This window comes from Bacillus sp. B-jedd (assembly GCF_000821085.1).
Lineage (GTDB): Bacteria > Bacillota > Bacilli > Bacillales > Cytobacillaceae > Bacillus_D.
This window is the reverse complement of the sequence record NZ_CCXR01000001.1, coordinates 3,663,614-3,679,585: the sequence shown is the minus strand read 5'-3', so window position 1 is coordinate 3,679,585 and position 15,972 is coordinate 3,663,614. Positions and strand designations below refer to the sequence as shown.

At 48.5% G+C, this 15,972-nt stretch carries 14 protein-coding genes; 7 read left to right on the top strand and 7 right to left on the bottom strand.

Annotated features, from left to right (window positions below):
- Window positions 1–68 precede the first annotated feature (68 nt).
- Genes BN1002_RS18155 through BN1002_RS18145 form a run of 3 tightly spaced genes read left to right on the top strand, consistent with a single transcriptional unit; the run spans window position 69 to window position 2,762 of the window.
- A complete protein-coding gene (locus tag BN1002_RS18155; protein ID WP_048826923.1) occupies window positions 69–782 on the top strand; it encodes a response regulator transcription factor in 714 nt (237 codons plus the stop codon).
- Window positions 760–2,133, top strand: coding sequence for a sensor histidine kinase (locus tag BN1002_RS18150; protein WP_048826921.1), 1,374 nt, complete (start codon window positions 760–762; stop codon window positions 2,131–2,133). The genes BN1002_RS18155 and BN1002_RS18150 overlap by 23 nt, the downstream gene beginning before the upstream one ends.
- 59 nt (window positions 2,134–2,192) lie before the next feature.
- Window positions 2,193–2,762: a hypothetical protein gene (locus tag BN1002_RS18145; RefSeq protein ID WP_148362815.1), complete on the top strand. Its 570-nt coding sequence runs from the start codon at window positions 2,193–2,195 to the stop codon at window positions 2,760–2,762.
- Between the two features lie 53 nt (window positions 2,763–2,815).
- On the opposite strand, the gene BN1002_RS18140 is transcribed toward BN1002_RS18145, so the two are convergent.
- Window positions 2,816–3,727 carry a nuclease-related domain-containing protein gene (locus BN1002_RS18140; RefSeq protein WP_048826919.1) on the bottom strand — a complete coding sequence of 304 codons (912 nt, stop codon included), beginning with the start codon at window positions 3,725–3,727 and terminating at the stop codon, window positions 2,816–2,818.
- Between the two features lie 296 nt (window positions 3,728–4,023).
- Here BN1002_RS18140 and BN1002_RS18135 point away from each other — a divergent pair, with 296 nt between their 5' ends.
- Complete coding sequence (locus BN1002_RS18135; protein ID WP_048826918.1) at window positions 4,024–5,091, top strand: diguanylate cyclase; 1,068 nt, start codon at window positions 4,024–4,026, stop codon at window positions 5,089–5,091.
- A 329-nt stretch (window positions 5,092–5,420) separates the two neighbouring features.
- Here BN1002_RS18135 and BN1002_RS18130 read toward each other — a convergent pair whose 3' ends face one another.
- From BN1002_RS18130 to BN1002_RS18105, 5 genes are all read right to left on the bottom strand, one after another.
- Window positions 5,421–6,944 (bottom strand): BCCT family transporter, encoded by a 1,524-nt coding sequence (locus BN1002_RS18130; RefSeq protein WP_048826917.1) that lies wholly within the window; start codon window positions 6,942–6,944, stop codon window positions 5,421–5,423.
- Window positions 6,945–7,706: 762 nt separating this feature from the next.
- A complete protein-coding gene (locus tag BN1002_RS18120) occupies window positions 7,707–8,441 on the bottom strand; it encodes an ABC transporter ATP-binding protein (RefSeq protein ID WP_048826915.1) in 735 nt (244 codons plus the stop codon).
- The gene (locus tag BN1002_RS18115) at window positions 8,438–9,136 is read right to left on the bottom strand and encodes an ABC transporter permease (protein WP_048826914.1); all 699 of its coding nucleotides are present in this window, start codon (window positions 9,134–9,136) and stop codon (window positions 8,438–8,440) included. The genes BN1002_RS18120 and BN1002_RS18115 overlap by 4 nt, the downstream gene beginning before the upstream one ends.
- A 363-nt stretch (window positions 9,137–9,499) precedes the next feature.
- Window positions 9,500–10,369 carry an ABC transporter substrate-binding protein gene (locus tag BN1002_RS18110; protein WP_048826913.1) on the bottom strand — a complete coding sequence of 290 codons (870 nt, stop codon included), beginning with the start codon at window positions 10,367–10,369 and terminating at the stop codon, window positions 9,500–9,502.
- The gene (locus tag BN1002_RS18105; protein WP_231575118.1) at window positions 10,362–11,309 is read right to left on the bottom strand and encodes a helix-turn-helix transcriptional regulator; all 948 of its coding nucleotides are present in this window, start codon (window positions 11,307–11,309) and stop codon (window positions 10,362–10,364) included. Before BN1002_RS18105 ends, BN1002_RS18110 begins: the two co-directional genes overlap by 8 nt.
- Window positions 11,310–11,686: 377 nt before the next feature.
- Here BN1002_RS18105 and BN1002_RS18100 point away from each other — a divergent pair, with 377 nt between their 5' ends.
- The gene (locus tag BN1002_RS18100) at window positions 11,687–12,352 is read left to right on the top strand and encodes an FMN-dependent NADH-azoreductase (protein WP_048826911.1); all 666 of its coding nucleotides are present in this window, start codon (window positions 11,687–11,689) and stop codon (window positions 12,350–12,352) included.
- 322 nt (window positions 12,353–12,674) lie between these two features.
- Entirely contained in the window at window positions 12,675–13,094 is a 420-nt protein-coding gene (locus BN1002_RS18095; protein WP_048826910.1) for a C40 family peptidase, read from the top strand.
- 170 nt (window positions 13,095–13,264) lie between these two features.
- Here BN1002_RS18095 and BN1002_RS18090 read toward each other — a convergent pair whose 3' ends face one another.
- Complete coding sequence (locus tag BN1002_RS18090) at window positions 13,265–14,047, bottom strand: undecaprenyl-diphosphate phosphatase (protein WP_048826909.1); 783 nt, start codon at window positions 14,045–14,047, stop codon at window positions 13,265–13,267.
- Window positions 14,048–14,585: 538 nt separating this feature from the next.
- Here BN1002_RS18090 and BN1002_RS18085 point away from each other — a divergent pair.
- The gene (locus BN1002_RS18085; protein WP_048826908.1) at window positions 14,586–15,746 is read left to right on the top strand and encodes an FtsW/RodA/SpoVE family cell cycle protein; all 1,161 of its coding nucleotides are present in this window, start codon (window positions 14,586–14,588) and stop codon (window positions 15,744–15,746) included.
- The last annotated feature ends 226 nt before the right edge of the window (window positions 15,747–15,972 follow it).

Genomic DNA, 15,972 nt, shown 5'->3' with positions numbered 1-15,972 from the left:
CGAAAATTGTTCAAAATTGGCCGGCGGGTAAAATGGTATGATTGAGGTGCGGAAGGAGTGTTCGGACGATGGCAAAAATTTTGTTAGTCGATGATGAAAAAATGATTATAGAAGTGCTTGAAGCGTACCTGGTGCGTGAAGGCTATAAAATTGAAACAGCTGACAACGGGATCGATGCGCTGAAGAAAGCGCGCGCCGAGAATCCCGATTTAATTATATTGGATTTAATGCTGCCGGACATCTCCGGTGAAGAAGTGTGCCGGCTAGTCCGGAAAGAATCGGAGGTGCCGATCCTGATGCTGACGGCAAAGTCGGGTGAGGACGATAAGATTAACGGAATCGTCATGGGTGCGGACGATTATGTCACAAAGCCTTTTTCGCCGCGCGAAGTCGTCGTCCGGGTCCAGGCAATTTTGCGTCGGGCAAAAAAAGCCGACGATAAGCCGGACAGGCTCGAATTCAAGGGCGGGCTCGCGATTGATACGGAGAAAAAAGAAGTGACAATGAACGGGGAACTGGTGACTTTGACCCCGATTGAATATAAGCTCCTGACGAATATGGCCGAAAATCCGGGACGTGTTTACAGCAGGATGGATCTGCTCGAGAAAATTCAGGATGAAGGCATGTTTTATGAAGGGTACGAGCGCAGCGTTGACACCCATATTAAAAATCTGCGCAAAAAAATCGAAGCTGATTCGAGGCAGCCTCAATTCGTCGTAACGGTCTTTGGGATGGGGTACAAATTCGGGGGTACGCCGCATGCTTCAAACGCTAAGAGCTAAACTCCTATTCTACCTTCTCCTCGTTTCCATGATCGGAATTGTGCTCGTCAGCTTGTTCATCCAATGGGGATTCGACAAGAGCTTCAATAAATACCTCGAACTGAACCGCGAGCATAAAATTGAGCGGGTCGTCAGCCAGGTCAAAGCAAAGTATGAACAAGAAGGTATTTATACAGATTACAATATTTTAAGCTTGATGCATGAATACGCGCTGTCGGAACAGCTTTATTTCCATATCGTCGATGAAACGGGACGGACGCGCCTGAACACGGCTCAGATTCGCAACGTCATGAACCAGGCGATGATTATCGTTCCGGAAAATGAGGATGATTGGCAGACCGAGTCGTTTGATTTGGTCGTGGGCGGACGGAGCGCCGGCACGATCACAGCCATCTATCCGCATGGATTCATTAAGGAAGAGTCGACATTTTTACAGACCATCCAGGTGTATATTTATGGAGCGGTTGCGCTGACAGCAATTATAGCAATCTTGATTTCAATGATTTTTTCAAAAACACTGACGTCCGGGCTGAAGAAGCTGCAATTTGCGGCCAACCAGCTCCAGAACCACAATCTCGGGATCCGAATCCCGTTAAGGGGCCTTCCCGGTGAGGTCAAGCAGCTGGCTATTTCATTTAACAGCCTGGCTGAATCGCTTTCAAAAGAAGAGATGCTCCGCAAGCAGTTCACTGGCGACCTCGCACACGAGCTACGGACGCCGCTCGCCACGCTACGCAGTCAAATCGAAGCGTTCCAGGACGGCATTTGGGAACCGACCCCGCAGCGCCTTGAAGCGAGCCATGCCGAATTGATGCGGCTCGTCCGCCTCGTCAACGAACTCGAAAAGCTGCTCGACGCGGAAAATCCTCAAATCCACCTGGAGATGACCCGGCTCGAAGCCGGCGCAATTTTATCCACTCTATGGGAAATGTTCGTGCCGGCCTTTACCCGAAAAGGCGTCAAGCTGAATCACAGCCTGCCAGACAAGGAAGAATGGTTCATCGGTGACAGGGACAAAGTGATGCAAATTTTGTCCAACGTCATCAATAACGCATTGAAATACACCCCGGAAGGGAAACAGGTCACCATCTCCGTCACCGGTGTGAATGAATACTCGGTCGGCTTCATCATCCGCGACGAAGGTGCCGGAATGGCCGAAGATGACATTCCGCACATCTTCGAGCGTTTCTACCGCGGCGACAAATCGCGCGACCGCAAAACAGGCGGCGCCGGAATCGGCCTGTCGATCGTCAAAGCGCTAATGGAAGCTCACAAAGGCAGCATCCAAGTCACCAGCAAATTGAACAAAGGCACCGCCATCACCCTCTGGTTTCCACGGGAGGAGGGGTGAAGGGGCGTGCTGCTGAATATTAAGGTATGCCGCTCCAGGTTTTTGGAGCGGTTTTTTGTATGCGGCTTTTGGTTCACTTGAGTTTGAGAGATTTGGGAGGGGAGATAGCCTGTGTTATCGCGCTATTAATGATTATTGTCGCCCGCAGGAAAGAAAAAGCGGTCGCACAGTCGCCAATCGAAGTTGTTGTCGCCCGCAGGAAGGAAAACGCGGTCGCCCGGTTGCCAATCGAAGTTGTTGTCGCCCGCAGGAAGGAAAACGCGGTCGCCCGGTCGCCAATCGAAGTTGTTGTCGCCCGCAGGAAGGAAAACGCGGTCGCCCGGTCGCCAATCGAAGTTGTTGTCGCCCGCAGGAAGGAAAACGCTGTCGCCCGGTCGCCAATCGAAGTTGTTGTCGCCCGCAGGAAAAGAAAACCAGCCGCACAGTCGCCAATCAAAGTTGTTGTCGCCCGCAGGAAGGAAAAACCGGTCGCCCGGTTGCCAATCGAAGTTGTTGTCGCCCGCAGGAAAAGAAAACCAGCCGCCCGGTCGCCAATCGAAGTTGTTGTCGCCCGCAGGAAGAGAAAACCAGCCGCGCGGTCGCCAATCGTTGTACTAAAAATGGCTATCATCGCTAAATGTCACTCTTAAAGGTGAACTTTGGATAATTAGAGGATTAGGCTCTTTAATCTTCACCTTTTTATTTATTCATAATACGTCCAGCGACTATTCCAGTGCTTTTTAAAATTCCTCTCCAATATCCCATGCACCCATTTATCCGACACCACCCCGCCACACCATCGAAAAATCCCGCTAGTCGTAATTTTCTCACCGGGAAAAAGCAGCTTAAACTCAAATTCACTGCGAATAACCGCTGCCTCCACTTTCTCCTCGCTGCCGCAGCCTGTGCAGCATAACTTCTTCCCCGAAATTACTAAAGAGATTGAGTGGCACTTCATACACATCATCCCTTGCCGTAAGTCTTCATAACGATACTTCGGTACCTGGGTATAGGGGGAGTCCAAATAGTTTTGGGTGCTTTGCGCGACCAATTTTTCCACGAGCGAATTTTGCCTGCCATTCATTCTCGAAGGAGTCGCGTCAAGCTTTTGCAGATGGCGGTTGACCTGGGTTGGAAAAATAACAGGAAGAGTAAGGGGAGCTTGGTATAAGTAGAAATCGGGGTTGATGAAAACGACCCAGCTTTCAATCGGCATATTGTAGCCTAATCCGGAAAGCAGCTGGCGCAGCAGCGAATGGCACCTTTGCAGTTGGACCACTGGATTCTCAACCTCGGTCTTGGGGAGGTGGAACAGCTGATTATCATCAAATAAATAATCGCCAGTAAAATTCTTCACATCGAACAAGTAAAGCCGCTCTGTAATAATCAAAGAATCGATCTGAAACGTCGTATTTCTATGCTTCAGCAGCAAATCATTCAGCACAAGGCACTCGCATTGGAGCTTCTCCGTGTGCGTATCGAACATCACCTCTCCTTCATAGCCTTTCTTAATATTCGAATAGTACTGCTTCTTCCCGACCTCCAACTCCATCCGGGCATTCAACGACCTCAGCTTGAGCAGCTCATCACTCTCAGTTCGCTGTTTATAAATCATAAGCCACAACCTTTCTATGTTTTAGCAAAACAACTACTAGACTAGTGCTTGTCCTTTTTAGCAGCATAACCTTCCTCCGAAACGACCACAATCACCCCCCTCCTTTTCGCAAAATAAAATCCTTACCCATTCAGTAAACCTCACCCAAATTCGGTGGAAGAGGGGGCAAATCCATTCGCCACAAAACGTTCAAATCCCCGAAACCGTCCAAATCGAAATAAGCAGGAAGTTGTCGAATTACCGCTATATTTTGGAAAAACAATATTGTAAAATAGAGTGGTAGGAGAGGGGTTACTATGTATAAAGATTTAATTTCCAATATTGCCATTATGATTTCGTGCCTGGCGATTTCGGGGCAGTTGTTCCGGATGAAGCCAATGGACGCCAATCTGAAATCGAAACTGGTGGGGGGCCTGGTTGCGGGTCTGCTCGGGTCACTTTTAATGATGTTTTCTGTAAAAATGCCGGACAACATCCTAATTGATTTCCGCAATTTTGCCATTATCATTGTTTCACTTTATGGAGGGCTGACGAGCGGTCTGGCTGCATCCGCCATCATTATCATGAACCGGTTCATCTTTTTCGGTGTAAACCCATCGGCCATGGCCGCGGGGTTCATTCTGCTTGCCCTGACCTTCAGTGCGTCATTCTTAAAAACCAGGAACTATTCAGCTTTTGCAAAATTTTTCTTCGCCAACATCCTGAATATCGCGTTGTTTTCTATAGCAATTGCCTTCTTAATCAAGGATACGGAAACCTGGAAGACGCTCTTTGTCAGCTACGGTACTTTTTGTCTGCTTGGCGGGTTCCCGGCCGCCTGGCTAGCCGATTTTATTGTTCGTTCGAACCAAAACTACCAGCAGCTTCAGCAGAATGCGTCCACCGACTTTTTGACCGGGCTCAACAACGTCAGGCAATTCGATGATATATGGAACCGGAAAGTGCTCGCCGCCAAGCAGACAGACACGCCGCTGTCACTGCTAATCATCGATATCGACCATTTCAAGCACATCAACGACAAATACGGCCACCCAATCGGCGACCAAATCCTGAAGCAGCTTGGCAGAATCCTCGCGGCGGTTGCCGGGAATCGCGGAATCGCAGCCCGGAATGGCGGGGAGGAATTCTCCATCATCCTGCCAAACACCAAAGCCCTTCTAGCAAAAGAAACAGCCGAGGAAGTCAGGAAAGCAGTCGAAAACCATCTTTTCACTATTTCCACAGGGGCCAGTATTAAAATTACAGTTTCCGTCGGAGTTGCCTCCTATCCGGAAACCACAACCGATATTGACCAGCTGATAAAAAAAGCCGACGACTCCCTGTACAGGGCAAAAAACCAAGGCAGGAACTGTGTTTGCGCATAAAGATATCCACACGGAAGCCATCCAAAAGCGGATGGCTTCACCAGTTTTATCCCCACTAAAACCCGGTTTTTATCCACAAACCCACAAGAAATAAAGGTTATCCCCAATTATTTTTGCGCAAAAGGGGAAACGGCACTGATTTAACAAGGGATATCCACAAAAGCCAAATTGTGCACAAAGAAACCGCCGAATAACGAAAGGTATCCACAAAATAATGGTGTTATTCCCAAGGATTTTGCACAAAAAGAAAAACCACCCTGGTTATTCAGAGTGGTATCCACAAAAAGGTTATACTATTTTTCGATATATCCACAGCCATGGAAAATGAGCTATTGCGAAGCCGCCCTTTTTCTTAGCGATTCTTTTTTCGCGCGTGAGGGCACTTCAGTGTTTATGGCTTTCGCAAAGGAAGTTCCCATTAGAATCATCACGATTGCAAAAGGGAACGCTGCGATGATCAGCATATTTTGCAGGCCCTGGGTGCCGCCGAAGTAAACGACGACCGCCGCCATTGCCGACTGGATGAGCCCCCAGGCGATTTTGACAGAATTGGATGGGTTAAGAAGTCCGTCTGTGCTGAGCATACCGAGGACAAATGTCGCTGAATCCGCTGAAGTAATGAAGAAGATTGCGATGACGAACACGGTCAGAAACGACATAATTGTTCCGAGCGGATATTCGGCCAGCACGCCAAACGTTGAGGTTTCCAGCGAAAACTCCGAAATTTTTGCAAGTCCGAGCTGCTCCAAACGCAGTGCTGAAACTCCGAAGACCGCGAAGAAAATGAAGCAGACGAGCGAAGGCAGAAACAGGACGCCAAATAGAAACTCTTTGATTGTGCGGCCTTTTGAAATACGGGCAATAAAGATGCCGACAAACGGTGCCCAGGAAATCCACCAAGCCCAATAAAAAATCGTCCAGCTGTTAATCCAGTTTTGCCTGTCTTCGTTAAACGGCGCAAGGCGCAGGCTCATTTCGAAAAAGTCCGAAATGTAGCTGCCAAGTGTCGTAGTAAATATATTTAAAATATACATCGTCGGACCTGCAAAAAAGAGAAGCGCGACCAGAATCGCCGCGAGCCCCATATTGAGGTTGCTCAGCATCTTGATCCCCTTGCCTATCCCGGACCAAGTTGACCAAATAAACAGGACGGTTGTAACGGCAAGGACGACCAACTGGACCGAAAAGGCGTTTGGCGTCCCGAATAGGAAGTGGAGACCGCCGGTAATCTGGGCGGATCCGAAACCGAGTGTCGCCGCCACGCCGATGACTGTTGCGAAAACAGCGAGAACATCAATCCATTTTCCGAGCGGGCCACGCATCCGTTCTTCTCCGAAAAGCGGTACAAGGGTCGCGCTAATCAGACCCGGCGCCCCGCGGTTGAATTTGAAATAGGCTAGAACGAGCCCAACAATCCCGTAAACCGCCCACGCGTGGATGCCCCAATGGAAAAACGAGTATTTTAAAGAATCCTTGATTGCCTCATCTGAGCCGACAGCGGCGATCGGACTGCTGATAAACGCATGTGAAATCGGTTCGGCCGTCGTCCAGAATACAAGTCCCATCCCCATCCCGGCGCTGAAAAGCATCGCAAACCAGGACGACCGGCTGAACTCGGGAACATCTTCCGGCTTCCCGAGCTTAATGCTGCCAAAACGGGAAAACATCAAGTAAACGCAGAAAATAAGAATCGCCAGGACGAGCAGCAAATAAAACCATCCAAAATCCCTATAAATAAACCCCGTTAAAACAGAAGTAAATGAACTTAAATTTTTGGGCGCCAAAACGCCCCAAACCACCACAATTAATGAAATAACTAATGCATACCAAAAAACTTGTGTTGCTTTCCTCATGATTCGCTCCTTTTTCACAATCTATTATGTACTAAACCTTACACCTACCCTCAACTGAAATAGGTCAAACGCCTTTTGGCAAAATAAAGGTACTTTACATTTACGGCAGAGGGAGAAGTTTGTGTTTCTAAGATTAGTAGGGCTATTCAAAGACTGCGGGGGAGTAAAAATTGAGTGTACGGCCGAATAGAATCGTTCTCAACGACCGTAGCACAGAAAAATCAGTCGAGCGGTGGAATAGGAGCGTTCTCAACGACCGAGACGCGGAAAAATCGGAGGTGCGGTCGAATAGGAACGTTCTCAACGACCGCAGCTCGAAGAAATCAGTCATGCTGTCGAATAGGAACGTTCTCAACGACCGTAGCGCAGAAAAATCAGACGTGCGGTCGAATAGGAGCGTTCTCAACGACCGTAGCGCGGAAAAATCAGACGTGCGGTCGAATAGACTCGTTCTCAACGACCGTAGCCCGGAAAAATCAGACGTGCGGTCGAATAGGATCGTTCTCATCGACAGTAGCGCAGAAAAATCAGAAGTGCGGTCGAATAGGGGCGTTCTCAACGACCGGGGCTCCGATAAATCAGAAGTGCGGTCGAATAGGAGCGTTCTCAACGACCAGGGCGAGGAAAAATTGGGCATGCGGTCGAATAGGATCGTTCTCAACGTAGGGAATTCCCTCTTCAGTTAAGAAACCAGACCCTTAAGAAACACAAAGCCCCACTCTATAAGCGGGGCGGGAGAATTCGTAGTTTAAGTGTGATAGATTAAACGCTATACCTCTTCCATACCTCCAGAAACCCGGCGGCTTCGTCGTTTGGGTCGGCCAGCACTTCGCGTGTGGGGCCGGCTTGTTTGATTTCGCCGCCGACCATGATGGCGAGGCGCGAGGTAAGGAATTTGACTTCGGCCAGGTCGTGGCTGACAAACATGGCGGTCGTGCCCGCATCTGCAAAAATTCCCTTGAAATCCTCCATCAACTTGATTTTTGTCGGGAAGTCGAGCGCGGAGAACGGCTCGTCCAAAAAGAGTATTTCCGGTTCGATGATCATCGCCCGTGCAAGAGAGACACGCTGGGCTTCGCCTCCAGACAGGAAGCGGGCGTTTTTCCGGGCAAGGTGGCTGATTTGGAATCGGTCCATCCACATCTCGACTCGCTGCCAGATTTCCGCGCGCGGAACTTTCCTCAGCTTCAGTCCGACCGCGATGTTTTGCATGACGGTGGTGTCGAGCAGGAGTGGCTGCTGGAGGGCAATGGAGAATTTTCTTCTCAGTTCAAGCGGCGCGCCTCCAGTCGGAACCTCCACACCTTGATAGGATATGGTGCCTTCCGATGGGGTTTCCAAAAAGGACGCGATTTTGAGAAAAGTGCTCTTTCCAGCGCCGTTTGGGCCCATCACACCGAGAAACTCACCCCCGGAGATGGAAAACTCGGGGATATCCAACACTTTTCTTTTGCCAAAATATTGTTTAATATCGCGAAAGTGCAGATACGGTTTCATAGCGGTCGCTTCCTTTGCTGAAGGGTGGTCAGGAAAAAGGTGATCATGAACGCCAGGGTCATCAGGATGAAGGACAGGGCAATGGCGACGTCGAAGTTGCCTTTCGAAACTTCCATGACAATGGTTGTCGTTAAAATGCGTGTGTCGCCTTTGATGTTGCCGCCGACCATCATCGCGGCGCCGACTTCAGCGATTACACGCCCGAAGCCTGCCATGACCGCCGCCAGTATCGCAATTTTCGCCTCTTTCAGCAAGAGAAAGAGAGATTGCAGCTTTGTTGCGCCGAGTGCTTTAATTTGCAAAAATAGCTTCGGATCGAGGCCTTGGAATGCAGATGCTGTCAGGCCGGTGACAATGGGAAGAGACACAAGGATCTGTGCCAGGACAATCGCGGTCGGCGTATAGAGAAGCGACAGGTCGCCGAGCGGTCCCGAGCGCCAGAGCATGAGCGTAATCGTCAAGCCTGCGACAACAGGGGGGAGGCCCATGCCGATGTTGATGAACACCATTAAAAGACTCCTGCCCGGAAAGCGGGTGAGGCCAACGAGCATCCCGAACGGAATGCCAATCAGTGTACTGACGAGAATGGAAAGGAAGCACACCCGTAATGTCAGCAAGGTAATTCCGAGAATTTCCCTGTCGCCGGACAGGATCATTTCTATCGCTTTTTGAAATCCATCTATGATCAAATCCATCGCAGCCAGGCCTTTCTGTATGTAAAAGTAAGTGTTTTTCTAAATAAAACCCGTTTGGAGCCATCCAAAGCTGGCTTAGGCTCTACTTCAATTAAACTACAAAACGATAAAGGATTAAATAGGGATGCCCCCGTCCTTGGCGAAAACGGGGGCAAATGTAAGGGAACACTATAGTATCAGGATAAGGGATTCCTGTTTACTAATTTTCATAGATGGAAGCCAAAGGACTATTTTTGCAAAATTACTAAGCGAGAGCCAGGCACATTTTGCAAAATTCAATCCAATGTTGAGAAAGTATCCTATATGAGCCGAGCCAATTCTCGCATAGTTACTAGCACGGGTAAAAGGCCCATTCTCGCAAAATTACTCGGTATATTTGAAGAACAGCGATTGGCCATATTCTTTTTTGCCAAATTCTTCGATCATGTTCTGGGTATCATCGGCAACCATGAATTCGACGAATTGTTCGCCGCCTTTGGCGTTGACTTTATCGTGTTTTTCAGGGTTGACCTGCATGACGTGATAGATGTTTTGCAGGTCAGGGTCACCTTCAACGACAATTTCGAAATCCTTCAGGTTTTTCTCCTGTGCAAGGTAAGTCGCGCGGTCTGTCAAGGTGTAGCTTGCTTTTTCAGATGCGATTTGCAGCGTTGGGCCCATGCCCTGGCCGCTTTCAACATAGTTGTCGCCGGATGGTTCTACAGAAATGGACTTCCAGATACCGAGTTCTTTTTTATGTGTGCCAGAATCATCCCCGCGGGAAACGAAGATGCCCTTTGCTTCAGCGAGCTTTTTGAAAGCATCTTTTGTTGGCAGGCCTTTGATGCCGGCTGGGTCGTTCTTCGGACCGACGATGATGAAGTCATTGTACATAACGCGCTTACGGTTGATGGCGTCACCCGCATCGACGACAGCCTGTTCCGCTTCAGGAGCGTGGACGAGGAGGACATCGGCTTCGCCTTTCGTGCCCATTTCCAGCGCCTGTCCGGTGCCGACTGCGATTGTTTTTACATCGGCGTTATACTTTTTCTCGAATTCAGGAATGAGGACATCAAGGAGACCGCTGTCCTGGGTGCTAGTTGTTGTTGCCAGAATGACTTCCTGCTGCGGGTCCGCAGGCTTTTCCTTTTCTTTGTCAGCCGGCTTCGACGCATTTGTCGAACCTGACGAGCATGCGGCCAAAAGAAGCAGCATGGCGATCATAAATACAGATAAAAAGCGTTTTTTAAACATTGGCAGATTCCTCCAGTTGTGGTTGGTTGGATTCGTAAATCATTGTGCCGAGTTCATTGATGTCATATCCTTCGAGGTTTGAAAGGCTGTCTTTAAATTCTTTTGTTTGCAAAAATGCCACCAGCTTGCCCAGCATTTCGCGGTTATCATCGGTCCACCTGAAGACGAGGTCAAATTGTTCTTTTGCCACAGGGATGAAATCAAGGCCGAGATGGCTCGCGGCCGACCGGATCCCGAACGCGACATCGGCGCTGCCCCTGCTGATATGCGAGGCGGTCGAAAGATGGGTCCATTCTTCGTTTTCATAGCCATTGACATCCGCCGGGCTGATTCCGCCGGCGAGAAGCTTTGAATCAAGCAGGAACCTCGTGCCAGATCCTTTTTGCCGGTTGATGAACCGGATATCTTTGCGGACAAGGTCGTCGAATCCGCTAATCCCTTTCGGATTTCCTTTTGCCACGATGAAGCCCTGCTCCCGCGAAGCGAGACGCATCACGCTGATCGTTTCATACACGAACAGTTGGTTAATGAACGGCAGGTTGTACTCCTGAGAAGCCGGATCGAGCAGATGCATCGCGGCGATATCGGCCTGATTCCGGTACAGCATCATCAGTCCTTCAAGGCTGCCGATGTATGTAGGCTGGATTTGCATGCCGAGCGTTGCGGATGTTTCCTTGACAAGATGTTCGACTAGGAAATCATGGCTGCCGGCAAGGCGGGCATGAAGCTGCCGCGGTTCGATAGGCTGGGCGTTTTGGGCCGCTGGCTTGCGGGCCGGAGCGATCATGCTTTCCTTATAGCGCTCGATTTCTTCATGCTCAATGCGCATTTTATTGCCAACTTTGAACGCCTGAAGCTCGCCGCGCTTAATAAGCTCATACACAGTGTGCTTTGAAATCTGAAATATCTTGGCTACTTCATCTGGCGTATACGCTTTCATGTCCACAAATGAAGCCTCCTCCGATAAAATTTTTAGTCATACGATTGGGCCAATTTATATGATAGCTTAATAGTAATCCAAATTAGCAACAAGTGGAAGTGGGAAATGTGACAAAACGTTAAACTTTGTTGAGTTTCGTTAAGTTTCATTTGGTTTGGTGGAGTAAAACAGGCAATCGCACTGCTCCATGCAGTTAGATGAAGATGTTAGAATATCATTTGCAACCCTCAAGAATTCCGCGCACGGATTGTAAAATTGGATATGGGCGGATGCGTTCACATAATGTTCAAGAACTTCACCGATTGTTCAACGAATCACAGATGGGTTTTACTGTACTATTAGGATAGGTTGAAATATATGTAAAGGACGGGATGTTGATGGCGAAGCTTCTTTATGTTACGGCTACTCCAAAGCCGGACAGCAAATTTTCAAAGGGGATGCAGCTTGGCGAGGCGTTTATCGATGCGTTCAAGCAGGAGCAGCCTGATGTGGAAATCACACATATGCACCTTTATGATATGGAAATTCCAACAATTGATATGGATATGCTGTATGCCCGCGCGAAACTAAGCTTCATGGGGAAAACAATGGAGGAGCTGAGCGAAGGGGAGAGGATGCAGATCAAGGCGATGCACGCGCTTGCCGACCGCTTTATTGACAATGACTATTATGTTTTCGTGTCCCCAATCTGGAACCTTGGTTCGCCAGCCATCCTGAAGTCGTTCATGGATAATCTGTTCATTGCCGGGAAAACCTTCGATCCTGATCCAGGCAACCGCCGTGGCCTTCTGACAGGCCGAAAAGCGATTCATTTGCAGACACGAGGCGGCATCTATTCCGAAGGCCCGCTGAAGGATTTCAACTTCGGTGACCAGTATCTGACTACCGCCCTCCGTTTCCTTGGCATGGATGTTCTTGATACGGTTTATGCGGAAGGCGTTGACCATTTCCCGAAAGAAGTTCCGGCAATCATGGCAGCAGCGAAGGAAAAAGCGGCAGCCTCAGCCCGTGAGATGGCAAGAGGAAAAGTAACGGTAGATTAAAAAATGCGACGGAATCTTTTTGAAGCTTGTGAATAAGAAGAAATTCAATAGACTAACGGCTAAGAAGCAGGATTTCAGATCCTGCTTCTTTTTTGCGAGCGGAAGGAGACTCCGTGCTTATTTCCTGGGAAATTTGTCGTTCCCCGGCAAATTTAATGTCGGACACTTCAGGTGAAAAAACTGAAACGGAGCCTGCCTTCTCATCGACTATTGTGATGTAACAAACAAAATAATAAAAATGGGGGTCATCAAAATGGCAGTACGGTATCAATTAACAAAAAGTTTTATCATGTGAGGAGCAGTTCTCGCGCTGGCAATTTCAATGTTTTTTGCTCCTTTTGCCAAAAAGGCGGAGGCTTCCGTTTCGTGGGGCCAGGAAGTAACTGAATTTGCGAAGAAGTATGTCGGCACTCCGTACAAATGGAGCGGAACAACTACGAAAGGTTTCGATGCTTCCGGTTACACTCAATTCGTTTACAAAAAGTCAGCTGCAAAGATCAATCTTCCGCGCACTTCCAATGATCTGTACAAAGTAGGAAAAGCGGTAGCGAAGAAAGATCTGAAAGAAGGAGATCTCGTTTTCTTTAATACAAGCGGTAAAGGAGTTTCCTTCGTAGGCATCTACCTTGGCAAAAATAAATTCATCGCGGTCACTACTTCTAAAGGCGTCTCCATCCAGTCAATGGATTTGAAATATTGGAAGGACCGTTATGTTGGTGCCAAGCGTGTATTGAAACAGTAAATAGAAAGTAAAATGAAAAGGACTGGGCCTCGCCAGTCCTTTTTGTTCTTTATTAAGAACTACACTTTTTTCGCTGTCCCTTCAAATAATCTCCCCAGACCTTTCTTCTGCAAAAACACCCGCCTGGAAAATCCAAGGCGGGTACAATTCAAACTAACGGTATTAAACTTCTAAAACTGGCCTGTAAACTGAAAGAACAGGACTATGACGCCCAAAACCCAGACATAAATAGCGAAGGGTTTTAAGGAATGATTTCGCAGATATCCAATCATCCACCTGACGGCGATATAACCGAAAATCGCCGAAGAGATAATTCCCACTGCAAGCGCGGAAAGCGAGATGGTTTCGCCTCCGCCCTCCATCAGATCGAAGGACTGGAGGACGACGGCTCCGACGATTGCCGGAGTAGACAGGAGGAATGAAAAGTATGCCGCAGTCTCGCGGTCGAGCTTCCTCCAAAGCGCCGCTACGATGGTGAATCCAGAGCGGGAAATCGCGGGCATGATTGCCGCCGCCTGGAAAAGTCCAATGATGAATGAGTCTTTATACGAAATATCGTCCATCTTTTTTCGGCCATTTTTAATCTTATCCGCCATCCATAAAAACAAGCCGGTCACGAGGAATTCCCAGCCGATCGTTGAGCCTGTCCTCGAAATTTCATCAATATAATCCTTCAGCAAAAGGCCGACGGCAACCGCCGGAATTGTTCCGACGACGAGGAGCCATGTCAGCTTTCCAAAAGGGTTGCGGAGGATTTTGAGAAATTCATGACGGTAAAAAACGAAGACCGCTACAAGGGTACCAACGTGGAGCATCGTATCGAGCAGCAGCCCGGCTTCCTGCAGGCCGAATAAATTTCTTCCAAGATACAGGTGCCCTGTTGAGCTGATTGGCAAAAACTCCGTCAGTCCCTGGATTACCCCGAGTATAAACGCTTCAATTTTCGTTAACATTGCTTACCTCCAAAATGAGTTCGAATGGGAATAAAATAAATGGCGCGCCAGCAGGTGGGACGTGTGGATGAAGGAGCTACAATAGTGTTAAACAGTCGCACCAGGATGCTAGTCCCTAATATGTATGCAATTGTTGTAAACAATAGAAATGAGTGCAAGAGTCCGGGCGCGAGCAAGCATACATGAATTTCCAGCAATCGCATTTTCATTGTAATTTCTTGGTTTCCCGCCCGTCAAGAACGAAAGTAAACAAAAAGATGTTCAACCGGGCCTTAGCAGTCGTCAAAGAGGGAACCAGCAGGAAATATCACTGCTACCTAGCCAATTTTACCCAACAGCAGACTGCAAGTTGAGATTTCACTCCAAAAAAAATATAATGGACTATTGTAACACCACAAAACTTTTAAGAAAAATCCTTTCCGAGAAAGAAGCAGAGGGACGGGTCTGCTGCTTCTTTCAACACCGAATGAAGCACTGGAACCGTCCCACGCCTCACCCCGTTCCCAAGCGGAATTAGGTAAAGGAGTAGTTTATTACAATGAAGAATCAGTTGAAGTTTGATTATAATTTAGCTTTTATTGTGCTGCTGCTGTTTTTGGCGAGCTGCATATCTATATATAGCGCCCAGAGTTCGGGGCAGTATACGGGCAATTTTCTTTTTAAACAAATTCTTTGGTATGGGGTCGGCTGCGGGATAATCGCCGGCGTCATTACGCTTGATTCCGACCAGCTGAAAAAAGTCACCTGGTATGCGTACGGCTTTGGACTGTTCCTGTTGATTCTGGTTGTCATCGCTCCCGAGTCGATCGCCCCTCGCATCAATGGCGCGAAGTCATGGTTCAAAGTGCCAGGCCTAGGATCGCTCCAGCCATCAGAGTTTGTTAAGGTTTTCGTCGTAATGGCACTTTCAAAAGTGACATGGGGCCATCATGAGAAGTATCCGATCAAGTCGATTGGAACCGATTTCCTCCTTTTGGCAAAATTGGGGGCTGTGACGCTGGCGCCATTCATACTTGTGATGCAGCAACCTGACCTTGGTACGTCACTTGTCCTGCTGGCAATTTTAATGGGGATGGTTTTCATTGCCGGAATCACCTGGAAACTTCTCGTTCCCCTCTTCGCTGGTGGCTCCGCAATCGCAGCGAGCGTCCTGTATCTTGTCATTTGGAAACCGGAATGGCTCGAGAAGTATTTCGGCTTTCATCAATACCAATTCGGGCGGGTTTACTCGTGGATTGACCCGTATAATTTCCAGAGTTCAACCGGATTCCAGTTGACACGTTCGCTGCTCGCAATCGGATCGGGCCAGACGCAAGGGAAAGGGTTCGGCAAGCTGCAAGTGTATCTTCCCGAAAGCCACACCGACTTCATCTTTGCTGTCGTCGGCGAGCAATTCGGCTTCGTAGGGGCAAGTATTTTGATATCGTTGTTCTTTTTGCTCATTTATCACATTACAAAAGTCGGAATGGAGACAAAAAACAACTATTACACCTATCTTTGCGTAGGCGTCATTTCGATGATCACGTTCCACGTTTTCCAGAACATTGGCATGACTATCGGGCTTCTTCCCATTACGGGAATTCCGCTGCCCTTCGTCTCATATGGCGGTAGTTCCTTAATGGGCAACATGCTCGCCATCGCGCTCATCTTTTCCATCCGCTACCACTATAAAAAATACATGTTCTCAACCAAAGAGTAAGGTGCCCTGGCTATATGCCGGGCACCTTTTTTTGACTTGCAGGAGGTTGCAGTAAAATCCAAAAACATGGCGGATACCTCATTGAATTCCTATTGGCTCCACGAGAAGTGTTTTCAACCGTGGCCCAGCATCTAACAGGCCATCATGCCAACCACTAAGCTCGGGTGAGAGGCTTTCCCGCAGGGAGGTGGTTTCGATCCTGCAGAAGACTTCTAAACGCCCACCG